Genomic DNA, 20,451 nt, shown 5'->3' with positions numbered 1-20,451 from the left:
GCGTCAATCCCTCTCAGGGTTGTAAGTCATGGGGTCTGATACGGGGGTCCTGGGGCCGGCGGCCTTCATGACGAAGGCCGCCGAACTCCCGTCAGACCTCTTCGACGCTGCTCGGCTCGCGCCGGGACAGGTCGATGCCAAGCTCCTCCGCAGCGCGGAAGACGTCCTCGTCGGTGTCGCGCATCTCGATGGACATGCCGTCCGAGGACAGCACCTCCACGTTGAGGCACAGGGACTGCATCTCCTTGATGAGCACCTTGAAGGACTCGGGGATGCCGGGCTCGGGAATGTTCTCGCCCTTGACGATGGCCTCGTAGACCTTCACGCGGCCGGTGACGTCGTCGGACTTGATGGTCAGCAGCTCCTGGAGGGCGTACGCGGCGCCATAAGCCTCCAGCGCCCACACCTCCATCTCACCGAAGCGCTGGCCACCGAACTGGGCCTTACCACCCAGCGGCTGCTGGGTGATCATCGAGTACGGACCGGTCGAACGGGCGTGCAGCTTGTCGTCGACCAGGTGGTGCAGCTTCAGGATGTACATGTAGCCGACCGAGATCGGCTCCGGGAACGGCTCGCCGGAGCGGCCGTCGAACAGCGGCGCCTTACCGGTCGGGAGCACCATGCGCTCGCCGTCGCGGTTCGGGATCGTGTGGTTCAGCAGACCCGCCAGCTCGTCCTCACGCGCACCGTCGAAGACGGGGGTGGCGACGTTGGTGCCGGGCTCGACCTTGTCGGCCTCGATGGCCTGGAGGCGCTGCGCCCAGTCGTCCGCGAGACCGGAGACGTCCCAGCCACGGCTGGCGAGCCAGCCGAGGTGGATCTCCAGGACCTGTCCCGGGTTCATTCGGGACGGCACACCGAGCGGGTTGAGGATGATGTCGACCGGGGTGCCGTCCTCCAGGAACGGCATGTCCTCGATCGGCAGGATCTTCGAGATGACGCCCTTGTTGCCGTGACGGCCGGCGAGCTTGTCACCGTCGGTGATCTTGCGCTTCTGCGCGACGTAGACGCGCACCAGCTGGTTCACACCGGGGGAAGCTCGTCGCCCTCCTCGCGGTCGAAGACGCGGACGCCGATGACCTTGCCGATCTCGCCGTGCGGCACCTTCAGCGAGGTGTCACGGACCTCACGGGCCTTCTCACCGAAGATCGCGCGCAGCAGGCGCTCCTCGGGCGTCAGCTCGGTCTCACCCTTGGGCGTGACCTTGCCGACGAGGATGTCGCCGGCGACGACCTCGGCACCGATGCGGATGATGCCGCGCTCGTCGAGGTCGGCGAGGACCTCCTCGGAGACGTTCGGGATGTCCCGGGTGATCTCCTCGGGGCCGAGCTTGGTGTCACGGGCGTCGACCTCGTGCTCCTCGATGTGGATCGAGGAGAGGACGTCGTCCTGCACGAGGCGCTGCGACAGGATGATCGCGTCCTCGTAGTTGTGACCCTCCCACGGCATGAACGCCACGAGCAGGTTCTTGCCCAGCGCCATCTCGCCCTGCTGGGTGGCCGGACCGTCCGCGAGGATCTGGCCCTCGATGATCCGGTCGCCCTCGCCGACGATGACCTTCTGGTTGACCGAGGTGCCCTGGTTGGAACGGGCGAACTTGGCCAGGCGGTACGTGATGTACGTGCCGTCGTCGTTGGCGGTGGTGATGTAGTCCGCGGAGACCTCCTGGACCACACCCGGCTTCTCGGCCTTGACCACGTCGCCGGCGTCGGCCGCGGAGCGGTACTCCATGCCGGTGCCGACGAGCGGAGCCTCGGACTTAATCAGCGGCACGGCCTGACGCATCATGTTCGCGCCCATGAGGGCACGGTTGGCGTCGTCGTGCTCGAGGAAGGGGATCATGGCGGTCGCGACCGACACCATCTGGCGCGGCGAGACGTCCATGTAGTCCACGTCTTCGCCGGTGACGTAGTCGACCTCGCCGCCCTTACGGCGGACCAGCACGCGGGCCTCGGCGAAGCGGAGCTCGTCGGTGAGCGGCGCGTTGGCCTGCGCGATGACGAAGCGGTCTTCCTCGTCGGCGGTCAGGTAGTCGACCTCGTCGGTGACCTGGCCCTCGAACACCTTGCGGTAGGGGGTCTCGACGAAACCGAACGCGTTGACCCGGCCGTAGGAGGCGAGCGAGCCGATCAGACCGATGTTCGGGCCTTCGGGCGTCTCGATCGGGCACATGCGGCCGTAGTGCGAGGGGTGCACGTCACGGACCTCGAAGCCGGCCCGCTCACGGGACAGACCACCCGGGCCGAGCGCGGAAAGACGCCGCTTGTGCGTCAGACCCGACAGCGGGTTGTTCTGGTCCATGAACTGCGACAGCTGGCTGGTGCCGAAGAACTCCTTGATGGAGGCGACGACCGGCCGGATGTTGATCAGGGTCTGCGGCGTGATCGCCTCGACGTCCTGGGTCGTCATCCGCTCGCGGACGACACGCTCCATACGCGCCAGACCCGTACGGACCTGGTTCTGGATGAGCTCGCCGACGCTGCGCAGACGGCGGTTGCCGAAGTGGTCGATGTCGTCGGTCTCGACGACGATCGAGGTGCCACTGTCGCCGACCGTCTCGGTCTCGCCCGCGTGCAGCTTCACCAGGTACTTGATCGTCGAGATGACGTCCTCGACGGTCAGGATCCCGGCGTCGAGCGGAGCGTCCGCGCCCAGCTTCTTGTTGACCTTGTAGCGGCCGACCTTGGCGAGGTCGTAGCGCTTGGGGTTGAAGTAAAGGTTCTCAAGAAGCGTCTGCGCGGCCTCACGCGTGGGGGCTCGCCCGGACGCAGCTTGCGGTAGATGTCGAGCAGCGCGTCGTCCTGGCCCTGGGTGTGGTCCTTCTCCAGGGTGGCGCGCATGGACTCGTACTCGCCGAACTCCTCCAGGATCTGCTCGGTCGTCCAACCGAGAGCCTTGAGCAGGACGGTGACGGACTGCTTGCGCTTGCGGTCGATGCGGACACCGACCATGTCGCGCTTGTCGATCTCCATCTCCAGCCAGGCACCCCGGGACGGGATGATCTTGGCGGAGAAGATGTCCTTGTCGGACGTCTTGTCGATGGAGGAGTCGAAGTAGACACCGGGCGAACGGACAAGCTGCGACACCACGACACGCTCGGTGCCGTTGATGACGAAGGTGCCCTTGTTCGTCATGAGCGGGAAATCGCCCATGAAGACCGTCTGAGACTTGATCTCACCGGTCTCGTTGTTCGTGAACTCGGCGGTGACGAAGAGCGGGGCCGCGTACGTGAAGTCGCGCTCCTTGCACTCGTCGATCGAGTTCTTCGGCGGCTCGAAGCGGTGGTCGCGGAAGGTCAGCGACATCGACCCGCTGAAGTCCTCGATCGGGGAGATCTCCTCGAAGATCTCCTCCAGACCGGACTTGGTGGGGACGTCCTGACCGTTGTCCAGAGCCTCCTCGACCCGACTCTGCCAAGCGGTGTTGCCGAGCAGCCAGTCGAAGCTCTCGGTCTGCAGCGCGAGCAGGTTCGGAACCTCAAGAGGCTCCTTGATCTTTGCAAAAGAGATGCGCAGCGGGGCAGTGCTGGCGGCGTTGTTCGTATTCGCGGTCGAGGCGTTGCGCGAGGCGGCCAAGAGGGGGTCCTTCCGAGGGCTCGGACTCACTACGCGCGTACCGGCCCCTCTCCCGTACACAGAGACAAGCAGTGTCCATGAGGCCGAAAGGCCAGGTCGGACAGTTCTTGTCGTCGATGCTCGGGTGAGGGCAGACCCCTGGTGACGGGCAGGGGACAGCTAACAGGCAGCGCAAAGGGTCAGTGTAGCCACTTGGCACACTGATGTCCAGTGCGGGTTCTGGAACCCGTGTTCACCCTCGTTGTTCCACTCCTGCGACAAGGCGCTGCCCTCAACGCACGTTGATACTGCCCTCTTCGTCGTCGATCCATGCCTCGGATACGGATCCTTGTGACGACGCGTCCTGAGAATTGCGCGCTGCGTGCGGTTCGTCAAGGCCCCCCTGCCCGAACCGGGGCCGCCCGGAGACACGACGAAGATCACCATACCTCCCGTCACAGAGGGTTCAAGGCAACCGTGGCCGGACCCCCGGAACGCCGAAGAGCGACCACCCGGATGGATGATCGCTCTTCCGCGCTTACGCGTTACACGCCCAGGGGGACGTGTCGTGGATCCTGGCGGATCCGAGAGGTCTTACTTGACCTCGACGGAGGCGCCGGCGCCCTTGAGGGACTCGGCGGCCTTCTCGGCGGCGTCCTTGGCGACCTTCTCGAGAACGGGCTTCGGGGCGCCGTCCACGAGGTCCTTGGCCTCCTTCAGACCCAGGGAGGTCAGCTCACGCACGACCTTGATGACCTGGATCTTCTTGTCGCCGGCGCCCGTGAGGATGACGTCGAACTCGTCCTGCTCCTCGGCGGCCTCGGCGGCGGCGCCACCAGCGGCACCACCGGCGACGACGACCGGCGCGGCAGCGGCGGCGGTGACGTCGAACTTGTCCTCGAAGGCCTTCACGAACTCGGAGAGCTCGATGAGGGTCATCTCTTCGAACTGGGCGAGCAGGTCGTCCTGGCTGAGCTTCGCCATGATGGCGGTCCTTCCACTAAATCGGCAGGTGCCGGATGTACATGTGAGGCGGGCGTACGTTTGGCCCGCGACGGCCTCCGCGGTCAGGCAGCGGGGGCCGGGATGCGAGCCGAGTTACTCGGCACCGCCCTGCTCGTCCTGCTTGGCACGGAGCGCGTCCACAGTGCGGACGAGCTTCGACGGCAGCGCCTGGAAGACAGAGGCAGCCTGGGACTGCTTGCCCTTCATGGCACCGGCCAGCTTGGAGAGCAGAACCTCGCGGGACTCGAGGTCCGCAAGCTTCTTGATGTCGTCGGCGGACAGCGCCTTGCCGTCAAGGACACCGCCCTTGATGACGAGGTTGGGGTTGTCCTTGGCGAAGTCACGGAGACCCTTCGCCGCCTCGACCGGGTCACCGGTCACGAAGGCGACGGCCGACGAACCCGTGAAGAGGTCGTCGATCGTGTTGATCCCGGCCTCATTGGCCGCAATCTTGGTCAGCGTGTTCTTCGCCACACGGTAGTTGGCGTTCTCACCGAGTGAACGACGCAGCTGCTGCAGCTGCGCCACGGTGAGACCGGTGTACGCGGTGACGACGACACCGTTGGAGCTGCGGAACTTGTCCCGCATCTCCACGACGGCATCGACCTTGTCAGGCCTCGCCATGAGCCTCGGCCTCCTTCCGGGTGATTCGGACCGCGCGGACCCGAAGGAGGACTGGGGAAAACGAAACGCCCCGGCGCAAGCGCACGGGGCGTAGCTCGACCGGTTCTCCATCCGCACGGGGCGGCGAGATCCAGGAGCTCTTCCAGTGTCACCTGCGCGGGTCGTCCGCCGTTCAGCGGATCCTTCGGCCACCGCACCCTCTTCCGAGCGCGCGGTAACGACCAGCGGTCTTTGGCTTCTACAGGAGAATACGGGAACGGATCGCCGTCAGGCAAATCCGCCCGTACGCAGGATCAGCTCGCCTCGAGTTCCTTGAACATCTCGCCCAGGTCCGCGACGTCCTTGGCGGGCGGCGCCTTGACGTCCACCGGCTTGTTGTAGTCGAGGAAGGTGATGGTCATGTCGAGCGGGCCCTTGTCGGCCTCGCCCTTCATGCGGAACTGCTTGGTGTGGTCGTCGCCGTCGATCCACATGTCCATCGTGAGCTTGTCGACGCCGAGCTTCTCGTACTGCTTGATGCTCTTCTCGCGCTGCTTGCGGGTGTCCGCCTTGGCATCCTTGAGGGAGGCGTGCAGGCCGGCCAGCGTGACCGTGCCCGAGTAGTGGGTCGTCTCGACGCCGTCGACCTTCTCGGAGCCGACCTCCTTCACGTCCTTGGCGCCCGTGAGGAAGGCGGACTCGGCCGCCGGGTTCTGCTCGGCCTGGCTCGTGCTGCTGCCCATCTGGTCGAGTTCCTTGCCGGCCTCGGACCCGGACAGGTCGAACTTGATCCAGCGCTTTCCGTCCATCTCCTTGGCCATGTCGGCTCCCCCACCGAGGTACATGGCCTTGTCGACGAGGCGGATCTCCACGGCCTCGGTGGCTCCCTTGTCGGGTGCCGTCATCTTCATGCTCATGGCGATCGTGGGCTTCAGGCGCATCGACGCCTCGCCCTTGACCCGGCCCTCGCCCGGGCTCGTGCCGCTCAGGCGGTACCGGAGGGACGTGATGTCCTCCGTGTTCTTCGCGGCCTTGGCGACGGCGGCCGCGGGCGTCATCTCCGGCGACTGCTCGGATCCGCAGCCGACCGCGCCGGCGGCGAGAAGCAGCGCGCCCAGGCCCGCGACGGGTATGGATGTCTTCATTGATTCCCCCCAAGGAATGCAGACTTGCTTCACAGCAAGGCCGTGAGCCTACCCCAGGGGGCACAAGTGATCTAACCGAAATTCACGGCAACCTCAGGGCTTACCGGCTGTACCGGCCTTCTTCCGCATCAGGTCCTCGAAGTCACCGGTGTCGGACAGCGGGGGCCGCTGGGGCCGGACCTGCGCGCCGTAGTCGCGGTAGTGCGCGGTCTGGGTCATCCGGCCCGTGGTCATCCGCGCCTTCTCCACCTTCTTGACCAGGAGATTCCGCTCGTCGATCCAGATGTCGACGGTCTCGGTGGTGACGCCGGCCTCGGTGAGCTGCTTCCTCAGGCCCTTGTCGGTGACGTCCGCCGCGGCCACGGTGCCGGAGTAGTGCGTGGCGGCCCGGCCGCGCACGGTCTCCTCGCCGACCTTTCTGACTTCCCCGGAGGCCAGCAGGAGTTTCACGGACTGGTTGGGCGTGGTGGTGCGCATCTGGTCGCCGAGGTGGGCCCCGGAGCCGCCGGTGAGGGCCTCGAGATCGTCGTACGCGTACCGGATCCAGTGTCTGCCGTCGGCCTGCTCGGCGAACTTGTCACCCATGCGCGCGTAGTAGGCGTCGGGCAGGTAGCGGGCCTCCATCGAGGTGGTACCGAGCCTGCGCATGGTGTCGGCGATCGTGCCGCCGGTGTAGGTGATGGTGAGGGTGCCGGTGATGCCGCCCCTCCAGCCGAGGGTGCCGTCGGCGGTCATGGACATCAGCGAGCCCATGGTGGTCGTGGACTCGACCCGGGCGGACTCGGCCCGTGCGGTGGCCCGTTCGGCGGAGCGCAGGGCCGCCAGAGGGGTGCCGCGCTCGGCCCGGTCGTCCTTGCCGGGCCGGTCGGAGGAGTCCGAGAAGGTACAGGCGGCCACCCCCGTCAGCGCGGTCACCATGGCGAACACCAGGCCCACGCGGCGCACGGTCGTGCCCTGCATACGTCCCCCCGTTCGTATCCGGTTCCCGCACGTTAACCCAGGCCACCGGCGTACGTACCGGAAAAGGGAACGGGCCCCGCACCTGTAGAAGGTGCGGGGCCCGTGACCGGTTGGGCGAGCCGTCAGGCTCAGACCGCGGCCGGGTCCTCCTCGACGAGGAGGTTGCGGGTGCGGTTCGAGTCCAGCGGAATGCCGGGGCCCATCGTGGTGCTGATGGCGGCCTTCTTGATGTAACGACCCTTGGCGGCGGACGGCTTCAGACGGAGGATCTCCTCCAGCGCCGCGCCGTAGTTCTCCACCAGCTTGGTGTCGTCGAACGACGTCTTGCCGATGATGAAGTGCAGGTTCGAGTGCTTGTCGACGCGGAACTCGATCTTGCCGCCCTTGATGTCGTTGACAGCCTTGGTGACATCCGGGGTGACGGTGCCGGTCTTCGGGTTCGGCATCAGACCACGCGGGCCGAGCACGCGGCCGAGGCGGCCGACCTTGCCCATGAGGTCCGGGGTGGCGACGACGGCGTCGAAGTCCAGACGGCCCTTCGACACCTCGTCGATGAGCTCGTCGGCGCCGACGATGTCGGCGCCCGCGGCACGAGCGGCCTCGGCACGGTCACCGGTCGCGAAGACCAGGACCCGGGCGGTCTTACCGGTGCCGTGCGGGAGGTTCACGGTGCCACGGACCATCTGGTCGGCCTTGCGCGGGTCGACACCCAGACGGAAGGCGACCTCGACGGTGCCGTCGAACTTGGACGTGGAGGTCTCCTTGGCGAGACGGACGGCCTCGAGCGGGGCGTAGAGCTTCTCCCGGTCGATCTTGGCGTCCGCAGCGCGAAGGGACTTGCTGCGCTTGCTCACTACTGCTCCTGTGGATTCTTAGGAGTCGTGGTCCGGGCCGAGCCGGCCCTGCCACTTCTGCTGATGGAGTTGGGGCTCAGTCCTCGACCGTGACGCCCATGGAACGGGCGGTGCCGGCGATGATCTTCGCGGCGGCGTCCAGGTCGTTGGCGTTGAGGTCGGGCATCTTGGTCGTGGCGATCTCACGGACCTGGTCACGCGTGATCTTCGCGACCTTGGTCTTGTGCGGCTCGCCCGAGCCCTTCTCGATGCCCGCGGCCTTCAGGATCATCTTGGCGGCCGGCGGGGTCTTGGTGATGAAGGTGAAGGAACGGTCCTCGTAGACCGTGATCTCCACCGGGATGACCCAGCCACGCTGCGACTCGGTCGCGGCGTTGTACGCCTTGCAGAACTCCATGATGTTGACGCCGTGCTGGCCCAGCGCGGGGCCGACCGGCGGAGCCGGGTTGGCCGCACCGGCCTGGATCTGGAGCTTGATGAGCCCCGTGACCTTCTTCTTCTTGGGAGGCATTGCTCTCTCCGGGTCCTAGTGAGAGTTTTCCAGCCTCCGAACCGGATCATCCGGCTGGAGGCATACCGCACAACGATAACGGGTATCCATGTGCGGCCAAAAACCGAGCAGGTCAGGCAGGCTCCAGGAGCCCATCTGACCTGCTCGGAAGCTGGTGTCCGCTAGTTCTTCTGGATCTGGTCGAAGGAGAGCTCGACCGGCGTCTCGCGGCCGAAGATCTCGACGAGGCCCTTGACCTTCTTCGAGTCCGGGTTGATCTCGTTGATGGTCGCCTGCAGCGTGGCGAACGGGCCGTCGGTGACGGTGACCGAGTCGCCGACCTCGAAGTCCAGCACCTGGACCTCGACCTTGCGGGCCGGAGCCGGCTTGCCCTCGGCCTCGGCGGCCTCGCGGGCGGCCTTCTCCTCGGCCTCCGGGGCGAGCATCTTGACGATCTCGTCCAGCGTCAGCGGGTACGGGTCGTAGGCGTTGCCCACGAAGCCGGTGACGCCGGGTGTGTTGCGGACGACGCCCCAGGACTCGTTCGTCAGGTCCATGCGGACGAGGACGTAGCCCGGGAGCTTGTTCTGCTTGATCGTCTTGCGCTCGCCGTTCTTGATCTGCGCGACCTCTTCCTGCGGCACCTCGGCCTGGAAGATGAAGTCCTCGACGTTCAGCGAGACGGCACGCTGCTCGAGGTTGGTCTTCACGCGGTTCTCGTAGCCGGCGTAGGTGTGGATGACGTACCACTCGCCGGGCAGGACGCGCAGTTCCTCGCGGAGCTTCTCGATCGGGTCGCGGTCGTCCTCGGGCTCTTCCTCGGAGTCTTCCGCGACCTCTTCGGCGTCCTCGGTCTCCGCCTCGGCGGCGTCGTCCGCGACGGCGTCGGCAGCCTCGACCTCGGCGGAGGTCTCGGTGTCCTCGCTGTCCGCGCCCTCGACGGTGTCGAGCTCGTCCTCGACGGACTCGACAGGCTCGATGGCGTCGTTCACGTTCGGGTCAGACACGGTGGCTGCTTCTTCCTGGATACATAGGGGTGGAACATGCGAAAGGAGCGCCGGGTACCTCGGCGCTCTTCGCGGGCTGCTCAGCCGAACACGTACTTGGCGGCGTTGCTGAGTCCATAGTCAATCACGGTGACCAGGCCGATCATGATGACGACAAAGATGATCACCACGGTCGTGTACGTCGTCAGCTGGTTGCGCGTCGGCCAGACGACCTTGCGCAGCTCCGCGACGATCTGGCGGTAGAAGAGGGCCAGGCGCTTCAGCGGGCCCTTCTTGCCGCGCTTACCGCCCTTGCGGGCCTTCTTGGACTCCGGCGCCTCATCCTGGGCATCAGGCATGTCGATGGAGCCCACGGCGTCCGTCACTCGTCCTCACCTGATTCCGGGTCGTGGCCGTGCCGCGCCCGGTCTGAGCCGCACGGCGGTGCATTGCTGTACGTACATGCGCACACATCCTGGCGAAGGAGTGTGTAGCAGGGCCGGAGGGACTTGAACCCCCAACCGCTGGTTTTGGAGACCAGTGCTCTACCAATTGAGCTACGACCCTTTGTGTGTCCCCCAACGTACCGCATCCATCCGGATGCTTGGTGTGCACCGAACGGGCGCGGCCTGCTGAAGGCCAACGAGGTGAGAGTGTACGTGCTCCGCGGCCGGTCGTCGAACAGAAAGGGCCCGCGGGAGGGCTTGTTGGCGCAAGATCGCCCCCGGGACAGGAAGCGGGCGAAGGACCTCGGGCTGAAGATCGCCCAGGCCGGGCGGTCGATCCGTACTGTTGTTCAAGGGTTTGCCCGACGTTGTTCAGTCTGTGAAACCCCCGTGCCGCGAGCGTTTCCGGTCTGAAACGATGGGGCCCATGAGCCCTGCAACCCCTCCCACCGAGCGCCGGGTCTCCGCCCGAGTCGGCGCGATCTCCGAGTCCGCCACCCTCGCCGTGGACGCCAAGGCCAAGGCACTCAAGGCAGCCGGGCGGCCGGTGATCGGCTTCGGCGCCGGTGAGCCCGACTTCCCGACCCCGGACTACATCGTCGAGGCCGCGATCGAGGCCTGCAAGAACCCGAAGTTCCACCGCTACACGCCGGCCGGCGGTCTGCCCGAGCTGAAGGCCGCGATCGCCGCGAAGACGCTGCGCGACTCGGGCTACGAGGTCGACGCGTCGCAGATCCTCGTCACCAACGGTGGCAAGCAGGCCATCTACGAGGCCTTCGCCGCGATCCTCGACCCGGGCGACGAGGTCATCGTGCCCGCGCCGTACTGGACGACGTACCCGGAGTCGATCCGGCTGGCCGGGGGTGTCCCGGTGGAGGTCGTCGCCGACGAGACGACCGGCTACCGGGTGTCCGTGGAGCAGCTGGAGGCGGCCCGTACGGAGAAGACCAAGGTGGTCCTCTTCGTGTCGCCCTCCAACCCGACGGGCGCGGTCTACAGCGAGACCGAGACCGAGGCGATCGGCCGCTGGGCCGCCGAGCACGGTCTGTGGGTGCTGACCGACGAGATCTACGAGCACCTGGTCTATGGCGACGCTTCCGCCGTGTCGCTGCCGGCCGTGGTGCCCGAGCTGCGCGACAAGTGCGTCGTGGTCAACGGTGTCGCGAAGACGTACGCGATGACCGGCTGGCGGGTCGGGTGGATCATCGGCCCGAAGGATGTGGTCAAGGCCGCGACGAACCTTCAGTCCCACGCCACGTCGAACGTGTCGAACGTGGCGCAGGTCGCGGCGCTGGCCGCCGTCTCGGGTGACCTGGACGCCGTCGCGACGATGCGTGAGGCGTTCGACCGGCGCCGCAAGACCATCGTGCGGATGCTGAACGAGATCGACGGCGTGGTGTGCCCGGAGCCGGAGGGCGCGTTCTACGCGTACCCGTCGGTGAAGGGTCTGGTCGGCAAGGAGATCCGGGGGCGCCGGCCCAAGGACACGGTCGAGCTGGCCGCGCTGATCCTGGAGGAGTCCGAGGTCGCGGTGGTGCCGGGCGAGGCGTTCGGCACGCCCGGGTACCTGCGGCTGTCCTACGCGCTGGGTGACGAGGATCTCGTCGAGGGCGTCAGCCGCATCCAGAAGCTGCTGGCGGAGGCCAGGGACTGAGGTCAGCTCCTCACGTGAGCAGCTGGTAGCGGGTCGTTCCCCTTGTGCTGGGGAGCGGCCCGCTTTCTCGTGTGCGCGTGCGAGCAAGACCACGTTCGGGGAAAACGCTGTCGGGACGGCTGAGGCATACGGCAGGATCCTGGGATGGAGCGTGTACGTGATGTCTCTGAACTGCCGAAGGCCCATCTGCACCTGCACTTCACCGGATCGATGCGGCCCTCGACCGTGCTGGAACTGGCCGACAAGTACGGGGTGCGCCTGCCCGACGCGCTGAGCGAGGCGCTGGTCAGCGGGGAGCCGCCGAGACTGCGGGCGACGGACGAGCGGGGCTGGTTCCGCTTTCAGCGGCTGTACGACGCGGCGCGCTCGTGCCTTCGGGAGCCGGAGGACATCCAGCGGCTGGTGCGGGAGGCCGCGGAGGAGGATCTGCGGGACGGCTCGGGGTGGCTGGAGATCCAGGTCGACCCGACGTCGTACGCACCGCGGCTGGGAGGTCTGATCCCGGCGCTGGAGGTCATCCTCGACGCGGTGGAGACGACGTCGCGTGAGACGGGGCTCGGTATGCGGGTCCTGGTCGCGGCGAACCGGATGAAGCACCCGCTGGACGCGCGCACACTGGCCCGGCTCGCCGTGCGGTACGCGGACCGGGGCGTGGTCGGCTTCGGGCTCTCCAACGACGAACGCCGGGGGATGGCACGGGACTTCGACCGGGCGTTCGCCATCGCGCGGGAGGCCGGGCTGCTGTCGGCGCCGCACGGGGGCGAGCTGACGGGGCCGTCGTCGGTACGGGACTGTCTGGACGATTTGGATGCGAACCGGGTGGGGCACGGGGTCCGGGCGGCGGAGGACCCGCGGCTGCTGAAGCGTCTGGCCGACCGGGGTGTGACGTGTGAGGTGTGCCCGGCGTCGAACGTGGCGCTCGGTGTCTACGAGAAGCCGGAGGACGTCCCCCTGCGGACTCTGTTCGAGGCGGGTGTCCCGATGGCTCTGGGCGCGGACGACCCGCTGCTGTTCGGGTCCCGGCTGGCGGCGCAGTACGAGATCGCCCGGCAGCATCACGGGTTCACGGACGCGGAGCTGGCGGAGGTGGCCCGGCAGTCGGTGCGGGGGTCGGCGGCACCGGAGGACGTGAAGGAGAAGCTGCTGGCGGGCGTGGACGGCTGGCTGCTGTCCTAGCGCCCGGCCTCTCCTACCGGAGGCGGACCTTTCACAGGAGGCTGACCCCGACCGTCACCGGCTCGTTGACCAGTGTGATGCCGAAGGCCTCGTGGACACCGGCCACGACCTCGCGGGCCAGAGTGAGGAGGTCCTCCGTGGTCGCACTTCCCCGGTTGGTGAGGGCCAGGGTGTGCTTCGTGGAGATGCGGGCGGGGCCGTCGCCGTAGCCCTTGGTGAAGCCCGCCTTGTCGATCAGCCAGGCGGCGGAGGTCTTGGTGTGCCCGTCCCCCGCCGGGTAGGCGGGGGGCTCGGCTTCGTCGCCCAGGCGCTGCTTCACGCGCGCGCGGAACGTCGCGAAGTGGATGTCCGTGAGGATCGGGTTGGTGAAGAAGGAGCCGGCCGACCAGGTGTCGTGGTCCTCGGCGTCCAGGACCATGCCCTTGCCGGCGCGCAGCTTGAGCACCGTGTCCCGGGCAGATGCGAGCGGGACGCGGTCGCCCGCCTCTACGCCGAGGGCGCGGGCCGTCTCGGCGTACCGGAGGGGAGCGGAGAGGCCGCCCGCGTCCGCCAGGGCGAAGCGCACGCGCAGCACCACGAATCGCTCCGGGTCGGACTTGAAGCGGCTGTGGCGGTAGGAGAAGGCGCAGTCCTCGTTGGCCAGGGTGACCGTCTCGCCGGTGCGGCGGTCGTACGCGACGACCTCGGTGATCGTCGAGGAGACCTCCTGGCCGTACGCCCCCACGTTCTGGATGGGGGTCGCGCCCGCCGAGCCGGGGATGCCGGCCAGGCACTCGATGCCGGCCAGGCCCGCCTCTACCGTGCGGGCGACGGCGTCGGTCCACACCTCGCCGGCGGCCAGCTCCAGCCGCGTGCCGTCGAGGGAGAAGCCCTGGGTGGCGATGACGAGGGCGGTGCCCTCGAAGCCCTTGTCGCCGATGACCAGGTTCGAGCCGCCGCCGATGAGCAGCAGGGGGGTGCCCGCCTCGTCGGCTTCGCGGACGGCGGCGATCACCTCGTCGTCCGTCGTCGCGGTGATCAGCCGGGTCGCGGGACCGCCCAGCCGGAAGGTGGTCAGCGGGGCGAGGGGGGCGTCGTGGAGTTCCTGCACGGGCTCAAGAGTACGAGACGGCACTGACAGGCTCGGGCACGCGTACGTGCGGCCGCCTTCGCGAGGAAGTGGGCCGCACGAGCGCGTGGCTGTCAGGACAGTCGTCTCAGTGCCTCGGACCAGGAGAGCGGGAGTTCGTCACTCTTCGCCTGCCAGGTGGTGAACGCCGCGTCCGCCATCTGCGGGGCGAGGCTCCGTGCGGCCGGCCCGTGGGCGCCCGAGCGGACGAAGTCGTTGAGCGCGTCCTTCGATTCCCAGGCGGACAGCGTCCAGAAGGTCCGCTTGAGGGGCTGCGCCTTCAGGGTGGCCCCGTAGGCGCCCGGGCTGCTGCGCACCTGCCGCCAGACGGCGGGGGTTCCGGCGAAGAACTTGAGCGCTCCCCACAGGGTGCGGGTCTGGAATCGGGAGGCGAAGACGTGCACCTCGGTGCCCGGGGGCGGGGTGTTCGGGACGGTCCAGGGAAGGGTGGGCATGACTGTTCCTCCTTCGGGTCGTCGGACCTTGTGGTCAGGCCTTCTGGTCTCAGTGGGAAGCGGTCTCCAGGACGGGCGCCGGTTCGGCAGCGTCCGCCTGTCGCTCGGTGTGCCGCCGGGTCGGGATCAGCAGGGCCGCGATGCCGGCGAGGCCGACCACAGCCGAGCCCGTCACCAGGGCCGGCCGCATACCGTCGACGAAGGCCTGGCCGGATTCGTAGCCGCCCTGGGCCGCGAAGATCGACGCCATGACGGCGATGCCGAGCGCTCCGCCCACCTCGCGCAGGGCGTTGTTCGCGCCGGAGGCGATGCCCTGCTCCTGGGGCCGGACGCTGGACATCACCAGGTGCGCGGCGGGGGCGAAGTACAGGGCCATGCCGATACCGCTGACGATCAGGGCGGGCAGCTGGGCGGTGTAGGAGGCGTCCGCCGTGGCCACGACGGACATGTAGCCGAGGCCCAGGGCCTGCAGGAACAGGCCGGCGGCGACGACCGGGCGGCCGCCGATGCGGTCGGCGAGGATGCCAGCGATCGGGGCGATCAGCATCGGCATGCCGGTCCAGGGCAGCATCCTGAGGCCCGCCTCGGTGGGCGAGTAGCCGAGGACGCCCTGCATGTACTGGCTGAGCAGGAAGATCGAGCCGAACATGCCGAGGAACATCAGCAGGCTCGCCGCGTTGATGCCGGCGAAGGCACGGGAGCGGAACAGCCGCATCGGGAGCATGGGGTTCTTGGCGCGGGTGCTGTAGAGGACGAAGCCCGCGAGCAGTGCGGTGCCCGCGAACAGGCCCGTCAGGACCAGCGAGCCGGTCCAGCCGTCGACGGGGCCGCGGACCAGGCCGTAGACGATCCCGAAGAGACCGCCGCTGGCGAGCAGGGTGCCGGGGACGTCGAGCGGGGAGCCGGTGCCGTGCGACTCGGCGAGGCGCAGCCGGGCCAGCGGCAGCAGGGCCAGGCCCAGCGGGACGTTCAGCCAGAAGATCCACTGCCAGGAGAGGTGTTCGGTGAGGGTGCCGCCGACCAGCGGCCCCGACGCGACGGCCAGTCCGTTGACGGCGCCCCAGATGCCGTACGCCATACCCCGCTTGGCCGCGGGTACGGCGGCGGTCAGCAGGGTGAGCGTCAGCGGCATCATGACGGCCGCGCCGGCGCCCTGGACCGCGCGGGCGGCGATGAGGGAGTCGATGCCGGGTGCCATGGCCGCCGCGGCGGAGGCCCCGGTGAAGACGGTGAGTCCCACGATGAAGAGCCGGCGGCGGCCGAAGCGGTCGCCGAGGGCCGCGCCGAACATCAGCAGGACGGCGAAGGTGAGCGTGTAGGCGCTCACGGTCCATTCCAGGTCGTGCAGGGCACCGCCGAGGTCCTCGCGAATGGAGGGCAGAGCGGTGGTGACGACGAGGTTGTCGAGAGCCGCCATGAATCCGGCGACGCTGGTGATGACGAGGGCCCAGGCGGCTCCCCCGCGGCGTGCGGTCTGCTGTGACATCGCTTCCCCAAGGTGATTCGCTTGATCGATTAGTTATTGATTACTAACTTTCGCGCTCATGAAAAAGGCCGGACATCCTCGCCTTTTCGTGTCAGTTGCCGGGCTCCGGCGGGGCCAGTCCCGCCCAAGCCCGGTGATCGGCCGGGAAACCCATGGCCACCAGGCAGTTGATGAGCATGCCCTGGGCCAGGAAGGTCGTCGTCTCGTGAGCGTCGGCACCCAGGGGCAGGTGAACGGTGTCCCACAGCCGCATCCAGCCCTTGCGCACGGCCTCACCGAACTCGTGATCCCCCTCTTCCTCGGCGGCCGCCACGGCGAGGTACATCTGCATCTGCATCATCAGCCGTTCGGGCTGTTCGGAGATGGTCTCGATGTACACACCGCCCATGGCATGGCGGGCCTCTTCGCCCTCCAGCCCCTCGGCCGCCTCCGCGAACATCCGGATGGTCTCCTCGACACACCGCTCGGCCGCCGCCAGGAAGATCGCCTTCTTGCCGGGAAAGAGCCGGAAGAGATACGGCTGCGAGACACCGACCCGCCGGGCGATCGCCTCGGTCGACGTGCCGTGGTAGCCGCCGCGGGCGAACTCGGTCATCGCCGCACGGATGACGCTCTCGCGCCTCTCTTCCGCACTCATCCTTGCCATGAAATTAAGTTAGTACGCAATCACTAACTAAGTCAAGGGGAGCCGAGGGCTACTCACGCGGGGCCCGGGACTGGTCGCGCGTAAGGGGCGCCCCGCAATGAGAGCACCCCTTACGCTTCACTCGCCTCACCAGGTCAGGCCAGCCGTACGACCGCCCGTGACATGCCCAGCACCTTCTGCCCCGCGCTGGTCGCCGTCAGGTCCACGCGCACGGTGTTGTCGTCGAGCTTGGCCGCGACCTTGCCGGCGACCTCGATCACGGCGCCCTCGTCGTCGTTCGGGACGACGACCGGCTTGGTGAAGCGGACGCCGTACTCGACGACCGCGCCCGGGTCGCCGGCCCAGTCGGTGACCACGCGGATCGCCTCGGCCATCGTGAACATGCCGTGCGCGATGACGTCCGGCAGGCCGACCTCCTTGGCGAACTTCTCGTTCCAGTGGATCGGGTTGAAGTCGCCGGAGGCGCCCGCGTACTGGACGAGATTCGCCCGGGTCACGGGGAAGGTCTGCGCGGGCAGTTCGGTGCCGACCTCGACGTCGGAGTAGGAGATCTTCGCCGTCATGGGATCGCTCACGCCTCCTCGGCCGCGCGGGCCACGAGCTTGGTCCAGGCGGTCACGACGTGCTCGCCGGCCTCGTCGTGGACCTCGCCGCGGATGTCCAGGATGTCGTTGCCCGCGAGGGACTTGACGGCCTCGATGGTCGAGGTGACCGTGAGCCGGTCGCCGGCGCGGACCGGGCGGCGGTAGGCGAACTTCTGGTCGCCGTGCACCACCCGGCTGTAGTCCAGGCCGAGCTGGGGGTCCTGAACGACCTGGCCGGCGGCCTTGAAGGTGATCGAGAAGACGAAGGTCGGCGGCGCGATCACGTCGGGGTGGCCGAGTTCCTTGGCCGCCTCCGCGTCCGTGTACGCCGGGTTGGCGTCCCCGACCGCCTCGGCGAACTCACGGATCTTCTCCCGGCCCACCTCGTAGGGCGCGGTGGGCGGGTACGTCCGCCCCACGAAGGACTGGTCGAGCGCCATGGCTCGGCACCTCCTGGTTGCTCTACTGACCGGTACGGGTCGTTCAACGACGCGAGGCCGCCCCCGATCACTCGGGAGCGGCCTCGTGTACGAGCCTGTTTTATCGCGTTTCGCGGTGCGCGGTGTGCGCATTGCAACGCGGGCAGTGCTTCTTCATCTCAAGACGGTCCGGGTTGTTACGCCGGTTCTTCTTGGTGATGTAGTTCCGCTCCTTGCACTCCACGCAGGCCAGCGTGATCTTCGGGCGGACGTCGGTGGCAGCCACGTGAGTGCTCCTTGACGAACGGATAGGACGGTTTAACGCATAGAAGAGTAGCCGATCGAAGGACCGACCCCGCAATCGGCTACTGTCAGTAGCGGTGACCGGACTTGAACCGGTGACACAGCGATTATGAGCCGCTTGCTCTACCGACTGAGCTACACCGCTGCGATGCGATCGGGCCCCGCCTCGCGACGGGAACCTCACACACCAGAGCCCCAAAACGGAATCGAACCGTTGACCTTCTCCTTACCATGGAGACGCTCTGCCGACTGAGCTATTGGGGCGAGCGATGAAGACATTACACGGTCTGCAGCCGTTCACCCAAATCCGTTTCGGGGTACCCGCCGCGGGCGCTCGGACCGTCCTGCCGACGGCCTCGCAAGCGCCTTCCTTTCCGCTTCCCTTCCGCTTCCCTTCCGCTTCTCTCGGCTTCGCCTCCGCGCAGCGGGCCACACCGGTACGACTATTGCGCTCCTCCCCGCCATGAGCGGGAGGCCGTCCTAGGCTCGACTCACTCTGCGTGATCATGCGTCCTCCCGTGCGCAAGCCCGAGCCCCTGGAGCACGATGCCCGACAGCCAGCCGCAGCCGCCGCCCCCTTCTTCCTCGCCGGGTCCGGCCGATCCGTCGTCGCTGCTGCTGTCCGGGGCACGGCTCACCGACGGCCGGACCGTGGACGTACGGCTGGGCCGCGGGCACATCGAGGCGGTCGGGACGGCCGGCAGCCTGGCGGGCGGCACGCGCGCGTGCGGGGCGCGAGTGGACCTCGGCGGCTATCTGCTCCTGCCGGCCCCGGCCGAACCGCACGCCCACGCCGACACGGCCCTGTCGGCCGACATCGAGGGACCCGTCTCGTACGAGCCGCAGGACGTGCAGCGCCGGGCCACCGAGGCCGCGCTGCTCCAGCTCGGGCACGGGGCGACGGCGCTGCGTGCCCACGTGCGAGTGGGGGACGTCCAGGGACTGGGTGCGTTGGAGGCGGTGTTGCAGGCACGGCGGGCCCTGCGGGGGCTGGCCGAACTGACCACGGTGGCCATGCCCCGGGTACTGACCGGAGTGGCCGGGGCGGACGGGTTGGCGGTGCTGCGGGACGCGGTGAAGATGGGCGCCTCGGTGGTGGGCGGCCGGCCCGATCTGGACCCGGATCCGACGGGGTACGTGGAGGCGGTCCTGGAGGTGGCCTCCGAGCACGGCTGTCCCGTCGACCTGCACACGGACGCCGGGGATCCGGCGCGACTGGCCCGGCTCGCAGCGATGGCGGGCGGACTGCGTCCCGGAGTGACCCTGAGCCCGTGCGGCGACCTCGGACGGCTGCCCACCGATGTGGCCTCGCGGACCGCCGACCAGCTCGCGGCGGCGGGGGTGGCTGTGGTGTGCCTGCCGCAGGGCGGCTGCGGCGGCGTGGACCGGCGGGGGGCGGCTCCGGTACGGCTGCTGCGCGCGGCCGGCGTGCGGGTGGCCGCCGGGAGCGGGGCGCTGCGGGACGTGTCGAACCCGGTAGGGCGCGGCGACCCGCTGGAGGCGGCGTTCCTGCTGGCCTCGCGCTACGGGCTGGCACCCGAGGAGGCGTACGACACGGTGAGCGGGTCGGCGCGGGCGGTGCTGGGGCTGCCCGAGGTACGCGTGGAGGCGGGCTTCCCGGCCGAACTGCTCGCGGTGCGCGGGGACCGGCTGGCGGGGGTGCTCTCGCTGGCGTACAGCCGGGTGGTCGTGCACCGGGGGCGTGTGGTGGCGCGGACCAGCGCGGTCCGGGAGTACTGCGATTCGGTGGCTTCGGCGGAACTGGGGCTGCCGCGGCAGGGGCGGGGAGAGGTGTCGTAACACCCTCGGACGGGTGGGGCGGTGGGGGCGTAAACCTGTCGTGGAGCCTGGGGCGGTGGCGGCGTGGTCGAAGTCGTGCGGCGGATGGGGGCGTCCGGGCGTACGGTCGGAGGCATGCGCATTGTCATCGCTGGTGGTCATGGTCAGATCGCGTTGCGGCTGGAGCGGCTGCTCGCCGCGCGCGGGGACGAAGTAGCGGGGATCATCCGTAAGGCCGAACAGGCCGACGATCTGCGGGAAGCCGGTGCCGAACCGGTCGTGCTCGACCTGGAGTCGGCGTCCGTGGACGAGGTCGCGGAGCGGCTGCGAGGTGCCGACGCGGCGGTCTTCGCGGCGGGCGCGGGCCCGGGCAGCGGGTCGGCCCGCAAGGACACGGTGGACAAGGCCGCGGCGGTCCTCTTCGCGGACGCGGCGGTGAAGGCGGGCGTACGGCGCCTGGTGGTCGTGTCGTCCATGGGCGCCGACCCACGGCACGAGGGCGACGAGATCTTCGACGTGTACCTGCGCGCCAAGGGCGAGGCGGACGCGTACGTGCGCGGTCTGAACGCCCTGGACTGGACGATCCTGCGGCCGGGTCAGCTCACCGACGACGCCGGCACCGGCCTCGTCCGCCTGGAGGCGCGTACGGGCCGCGGGCCGATCCCGCGTGACGACGTGGCCGCCGTACTGGCGGAGTTGGTGGACACCGCCGCGACGGCCGGGCTCACCCTGGAGCTGATCAGCGGACCTGCTCCGGTGTCCGTGGCGGTGAAGTCGGTGGCCGGGAACTGACGACTC

General features: G+C 68.4%; 20 protein-coding genes, 3 tRNA genes and 1 pseudogene. 4 read left to right on the top strand and 20 right to left on the bottom strand.

The window, feature by feature from the left end; genetic code table 11:
- Window positions 1–91: 91 nt before the first annotated feature.
- The 11 genes and pseudogenes from ACQEV8_RS26545 to ACQEV8_RS26495 all read right to left on the bottom strand — a co-directional run bounded on the left by ACQEV8_RS26545 (window position 92) and on the right by ACQEV8_RS26495 (window position 10,164).
- Window positions 92–1,027: a hypothetical protein gene (locus tag ACQEV8_RS26545; protein WP_432964865.1), complete on the bottom strand. Its 936-nt coding sequence runs from the start codon at window positions 1,025–1,027 to the stop codon at window positions 92–94.
- Window positions 1,024–3,605, bottom strand: a pseudogene (rpoB, locus tag ACQEV8_RS26540) (DNA-directed RNA polymerase subunit beta). The gene ACQEV8_RS26545 and the pseudogene rpoB overlap by 4 nt, the downstream one beginning before the upstream one ends.
- A 543-nt stretch (window positions 3,606–4,148) precedes the next feature.
- On the bottom strand, window positions 4,149–4,538 hold the full coding sequence (gene rplL, locus ACQEV8_RS26535) for a 50S ribosomal protein L7/L12 (RefSeq protein WP_375913375.1): 390 nt from the start codon (window positions 4,536–4,538) through the stop codon (window positions 4,149–4,151).
- A 114-nt stretch (window positions 4,539–4,652) separates the two neighbouring features.
- Window positions 4,653–5,183: a 50S ribosomal protein L10 gene (gene rplJ / locus ACQEV8_RS26530; RefSeq protein ID WP_432964862.1), complete on the bottom strand. Its 531-nt coding sequence runs from the start codon at window positions 5,181–5,183 to the stop codon at window positions 4,653–4,655.
- 293 nt (window positions 5,184–5,476) lie between these two features.
- The gene (locus ACQEV8_RS26525; protein ID WP_432964859.1) at window positions 5,477–6,307 is read right to left on the bottom strand and encodes a DUF1396 domain-containing protein; all 831 of its coding nucleotides are present in this window, start codon (window positions 6,305–6,307) and stop codon (window positions 5,477–5,479) included.
- 93 nt (window positions 6,308–6,400) lie between these two features.
- The gene (locus ACQEV8_RS26520) at window positions 6,401–7,267 is read right to left on the bottom strand and encodes a hypothetical protein (protein ID WP_432964856.1); all 867 of its coding nucleotides are present in this window, start codon (window positions 7,265–7,267) and stop codon (window positions 6,401–6,403) included.
- Window positions 7,268–7,395: 128 nt separating this feature from the next.
- Window positions 7,396–8,121 (bottom strand): 50S ribosomal protein L1, encoded by a 726-nt coding sequence (gene rplA, locus ACQEV8_RS26515; RefSeq protein WP_352389250.1) that lies wholly within the window; start codon window positions 8,119–8,121, stop codon window positions 7,396–7,398.
- A 76-nt stretch (window positions 8,122–8,197) separates the two neighbouring features.
- Complete coding sequence (rplK, locus tag ACQEV8_RS26510) at window positions 8,198–8,632, bottom strand: 50S ribosomal protein L11 (RefSeq protein ID WP_031141270.1); 435 nt, start codon at window positions 8,630–8,632, stop codon at window positions 8,198–8,200.
- Window positions 8,633–8,793: 161 nt separating this feature from the next.
- Window positions 8,794–9,618: a transcription termination/antitermination protein NusG gene (gene nusG / locus ACQEV8_RS26505; protein WP_432964851.1), complete on the bottom strand. Its 825-nt coding sequence runs from the start codon at window positions 9,616–9,618 to the stop codon at window positions 8,794–8,796.
- Between the two features lie 80 nt (window positions 9,619–9,698).
- On the bottom strand, window positions 9,699–9,983 hold the full coding sequence (gene secE / locus ACQEV8_RS26500; protein ID WP_104785540.1) for a preprotein translocase subunit SecE: 285 nt from the start codon (window positions 9,981–9,983) through the stop codon (window positions 9,699–9,701).
- Window positions 9,984–10,091: 108 nt separating this feature from the next.
- Window positions 10,092–10,164 (bottom strand) — tRNA-Trp (locus ACQEV8_RS26495).
- A 306-nt stretch (window positions 10,165–10,470) separates the two neighbouring features.
- On the opposite strand from ACQEV8_RS26495, the gene ACQEV8_RS26490 reads away from it, so the two are divergent.
- A complete protein-coding gene (locus tag ACQEV8_RS26490) occupies window positions 10,471–11,697 on the top strand; it encodes a pyridoxal phosphate-dependent aminotransferase (RefSeq protein ID WP_432964847.1) in 1,227 nt (408 codons plus the stop codon).
- Window positions 11,698–11,841: 144 nt separating this feature from the next.
- On the top strand, window positions 11,842–12,873 hold the full coding sequence (locus ACQEV8_RS26485) for an adenosine deaminase (protein ID WP_432964844.1): 1,032 nt from the start codon (window positions 11,842–11,844) through the stop codon (window positions 12,871–12,873).
- Between the two features lie 31 nt (window positions 12,874–12,904).
- Here ACQEV8_RS26485 and ACQEV8_RS26480 read toward each other — a convergent pair whose 3' ends face one another.
- The 9 genes from ACQEV8_RS26480 to ACQEV8_RS26440 all read right to left on the bottom strand — a co-directional run bounded on the left by ACQEV8_RS26480 (window position 12,905) and on the right by ACQEV8_RS26440 (window position 18,138).
- Window positions 12,905–13,963 carry a UDP-N-acetylmuramate dehydrogenase gene (locus tag ACQEV8_RS26480; RefSeq protein ID WP_432964841.1) on the bottom strand — a complete coding sequence of 353 codons (1,059 nt, stop codon included), beginning with the start codon at window positions 13,961–13,963 and terminating at the stop codon, window positions 12,905–12,907.
- 92 nt (window positions 13,964–14,055) lie between these two features.
- The gene (locus ACQEV8_RS26475) at window positions 14,056–14,436 is read right to left on the bottom strand and encodes a DUF3291 domain-containing protein (protein ID WP_432964838.1); all 381 of its coding nucleotides are present in this window, start codon (window positions 14,434–14,436) and stop codon (window positions 14,056–14,058) included.
- 49 nt (window positions 14,437–14,485) lie between these two features.
- Window positions 14,486–15,922, bottom strand: a complete 1,437-nt coding sequence (locus tag ACQEV8_RS26470) for an MFS transporter (RefSeq protein WP_432964835.1) — start codon at window positions 15,920–15,922, stop codon at window positions 14,486–14,488.
- 91 nt (window positions 15,923–16,013) lie between these two features.
- Complete coding sequence (locus ACQEV8_RS26465) at window positions 16,014–16,568, bottom strand: TetR/AcrR family transcriptional regulator (RefSeq protein WP_432964832.1); 555 nt, start codon at window positions 16,566–16,568, stop codon at window positions 16,014–16,016.
- A gap of 134 nt (window positions 16,569–16,702) precedes the next feature.
- Window positions 16,703–17,131: a MaoC family dehydratase gene (locus ACQEV8_RS26460; protein ID WP_193482592.1), complete on the bottom strand. Its 429-nt coding sequence runs from the start codon at window positions 17,129–17,131 to the stop codon at window positions 16,703–16,705.
- Between the two features lie 8 nt (window positions 17,132–17,139).
- Window positions 17,140–17,592 (bottom strand): MaoC family dehydratase N-terminal domain-containing protein, encoded by a 453-nt coding sequence (locus ACQEV8_RS26455; protein ID WP_215119497.1) that lies wholly within the window; start codon window positions 17,590–17,592, stop codon window positions 17,140–17,142.
- Window positions 17,593–17,692: 100 nt separating this feature from the next.
- Window positions 17,693–17,857, bottom strand: a complete 165-nt coding sequence (rpmG, locus tag ACQEV8_RS26450) for a 50S ribosomal protein L33 (protein ID WP_003948671.1) — start codon at window positions 17,855–17,857, stop codon at window positions 17,693–17,695.
- 89 nt (window positions 17,858–17,946) lie between these two features.
- Window positions 17,947–18,019: transfer RNA gene (locus ACQEV8_RS26445), tRNA-Met, on the bottom strand.
- Between the two features lie 46 nt (window positions 18,020–18,065).
- A tRNA-Thr gene (locus ACQEV8_RS26440) sits at window positions 18,066–18,138 on the bottom strand.
- A 282-nt stretch (window positions 18,139–18,420) separates the two neighbouring features.
- On the opposite strand from ACQEV8_RS26440, the gene ACQEV8_RS26435 reads away from it, so the two are divergent.
- Both ACQEV8_RS26435 and ACQEV8_RS26430 read left to right on the top strand, forming a co-directional pair.
- On the top strand, window positions 18,421–19,674 hold the full coding sequence (locus ACQEV8_RS26435; RefSeq protein WP_432964828.1) for an amidohydrolase family protein: 1,254 nt from the start codon (window positions 18,421–18,423) through the stop codon (window positions 19,672–19,674).
- Window positions 19,675–19,788: 114 nt separating this feature from the next.
- Complete coding sequence (locus tag ACQEV8_RS26430; protein ID WP_432964825.1) at window positions 19,789–20,445, top strand: NAD(P)H-binding protein; 657 nt, start codon at window positions 19,789–19,791, stop codon at window positions 20,443–20,445.
- Window positions 20,446–20,451: the final 6 nt, after the last annotated feature.

This window comes from Streptomyces sp. CA-179760, assembly GCF_050937045.1.
In the GTDB taxonomy this organism is placed as follows: Bacteria; Actinomycetota; Actinomycetes; order Streptomycetales; family Streptomycetaceae; genus Streptomyces.
The sequence above is the reverse complement of the archived record's forward strand: the minus strand, read 5'-3'. Positions and strand labels throughout refer to the sequence as shown.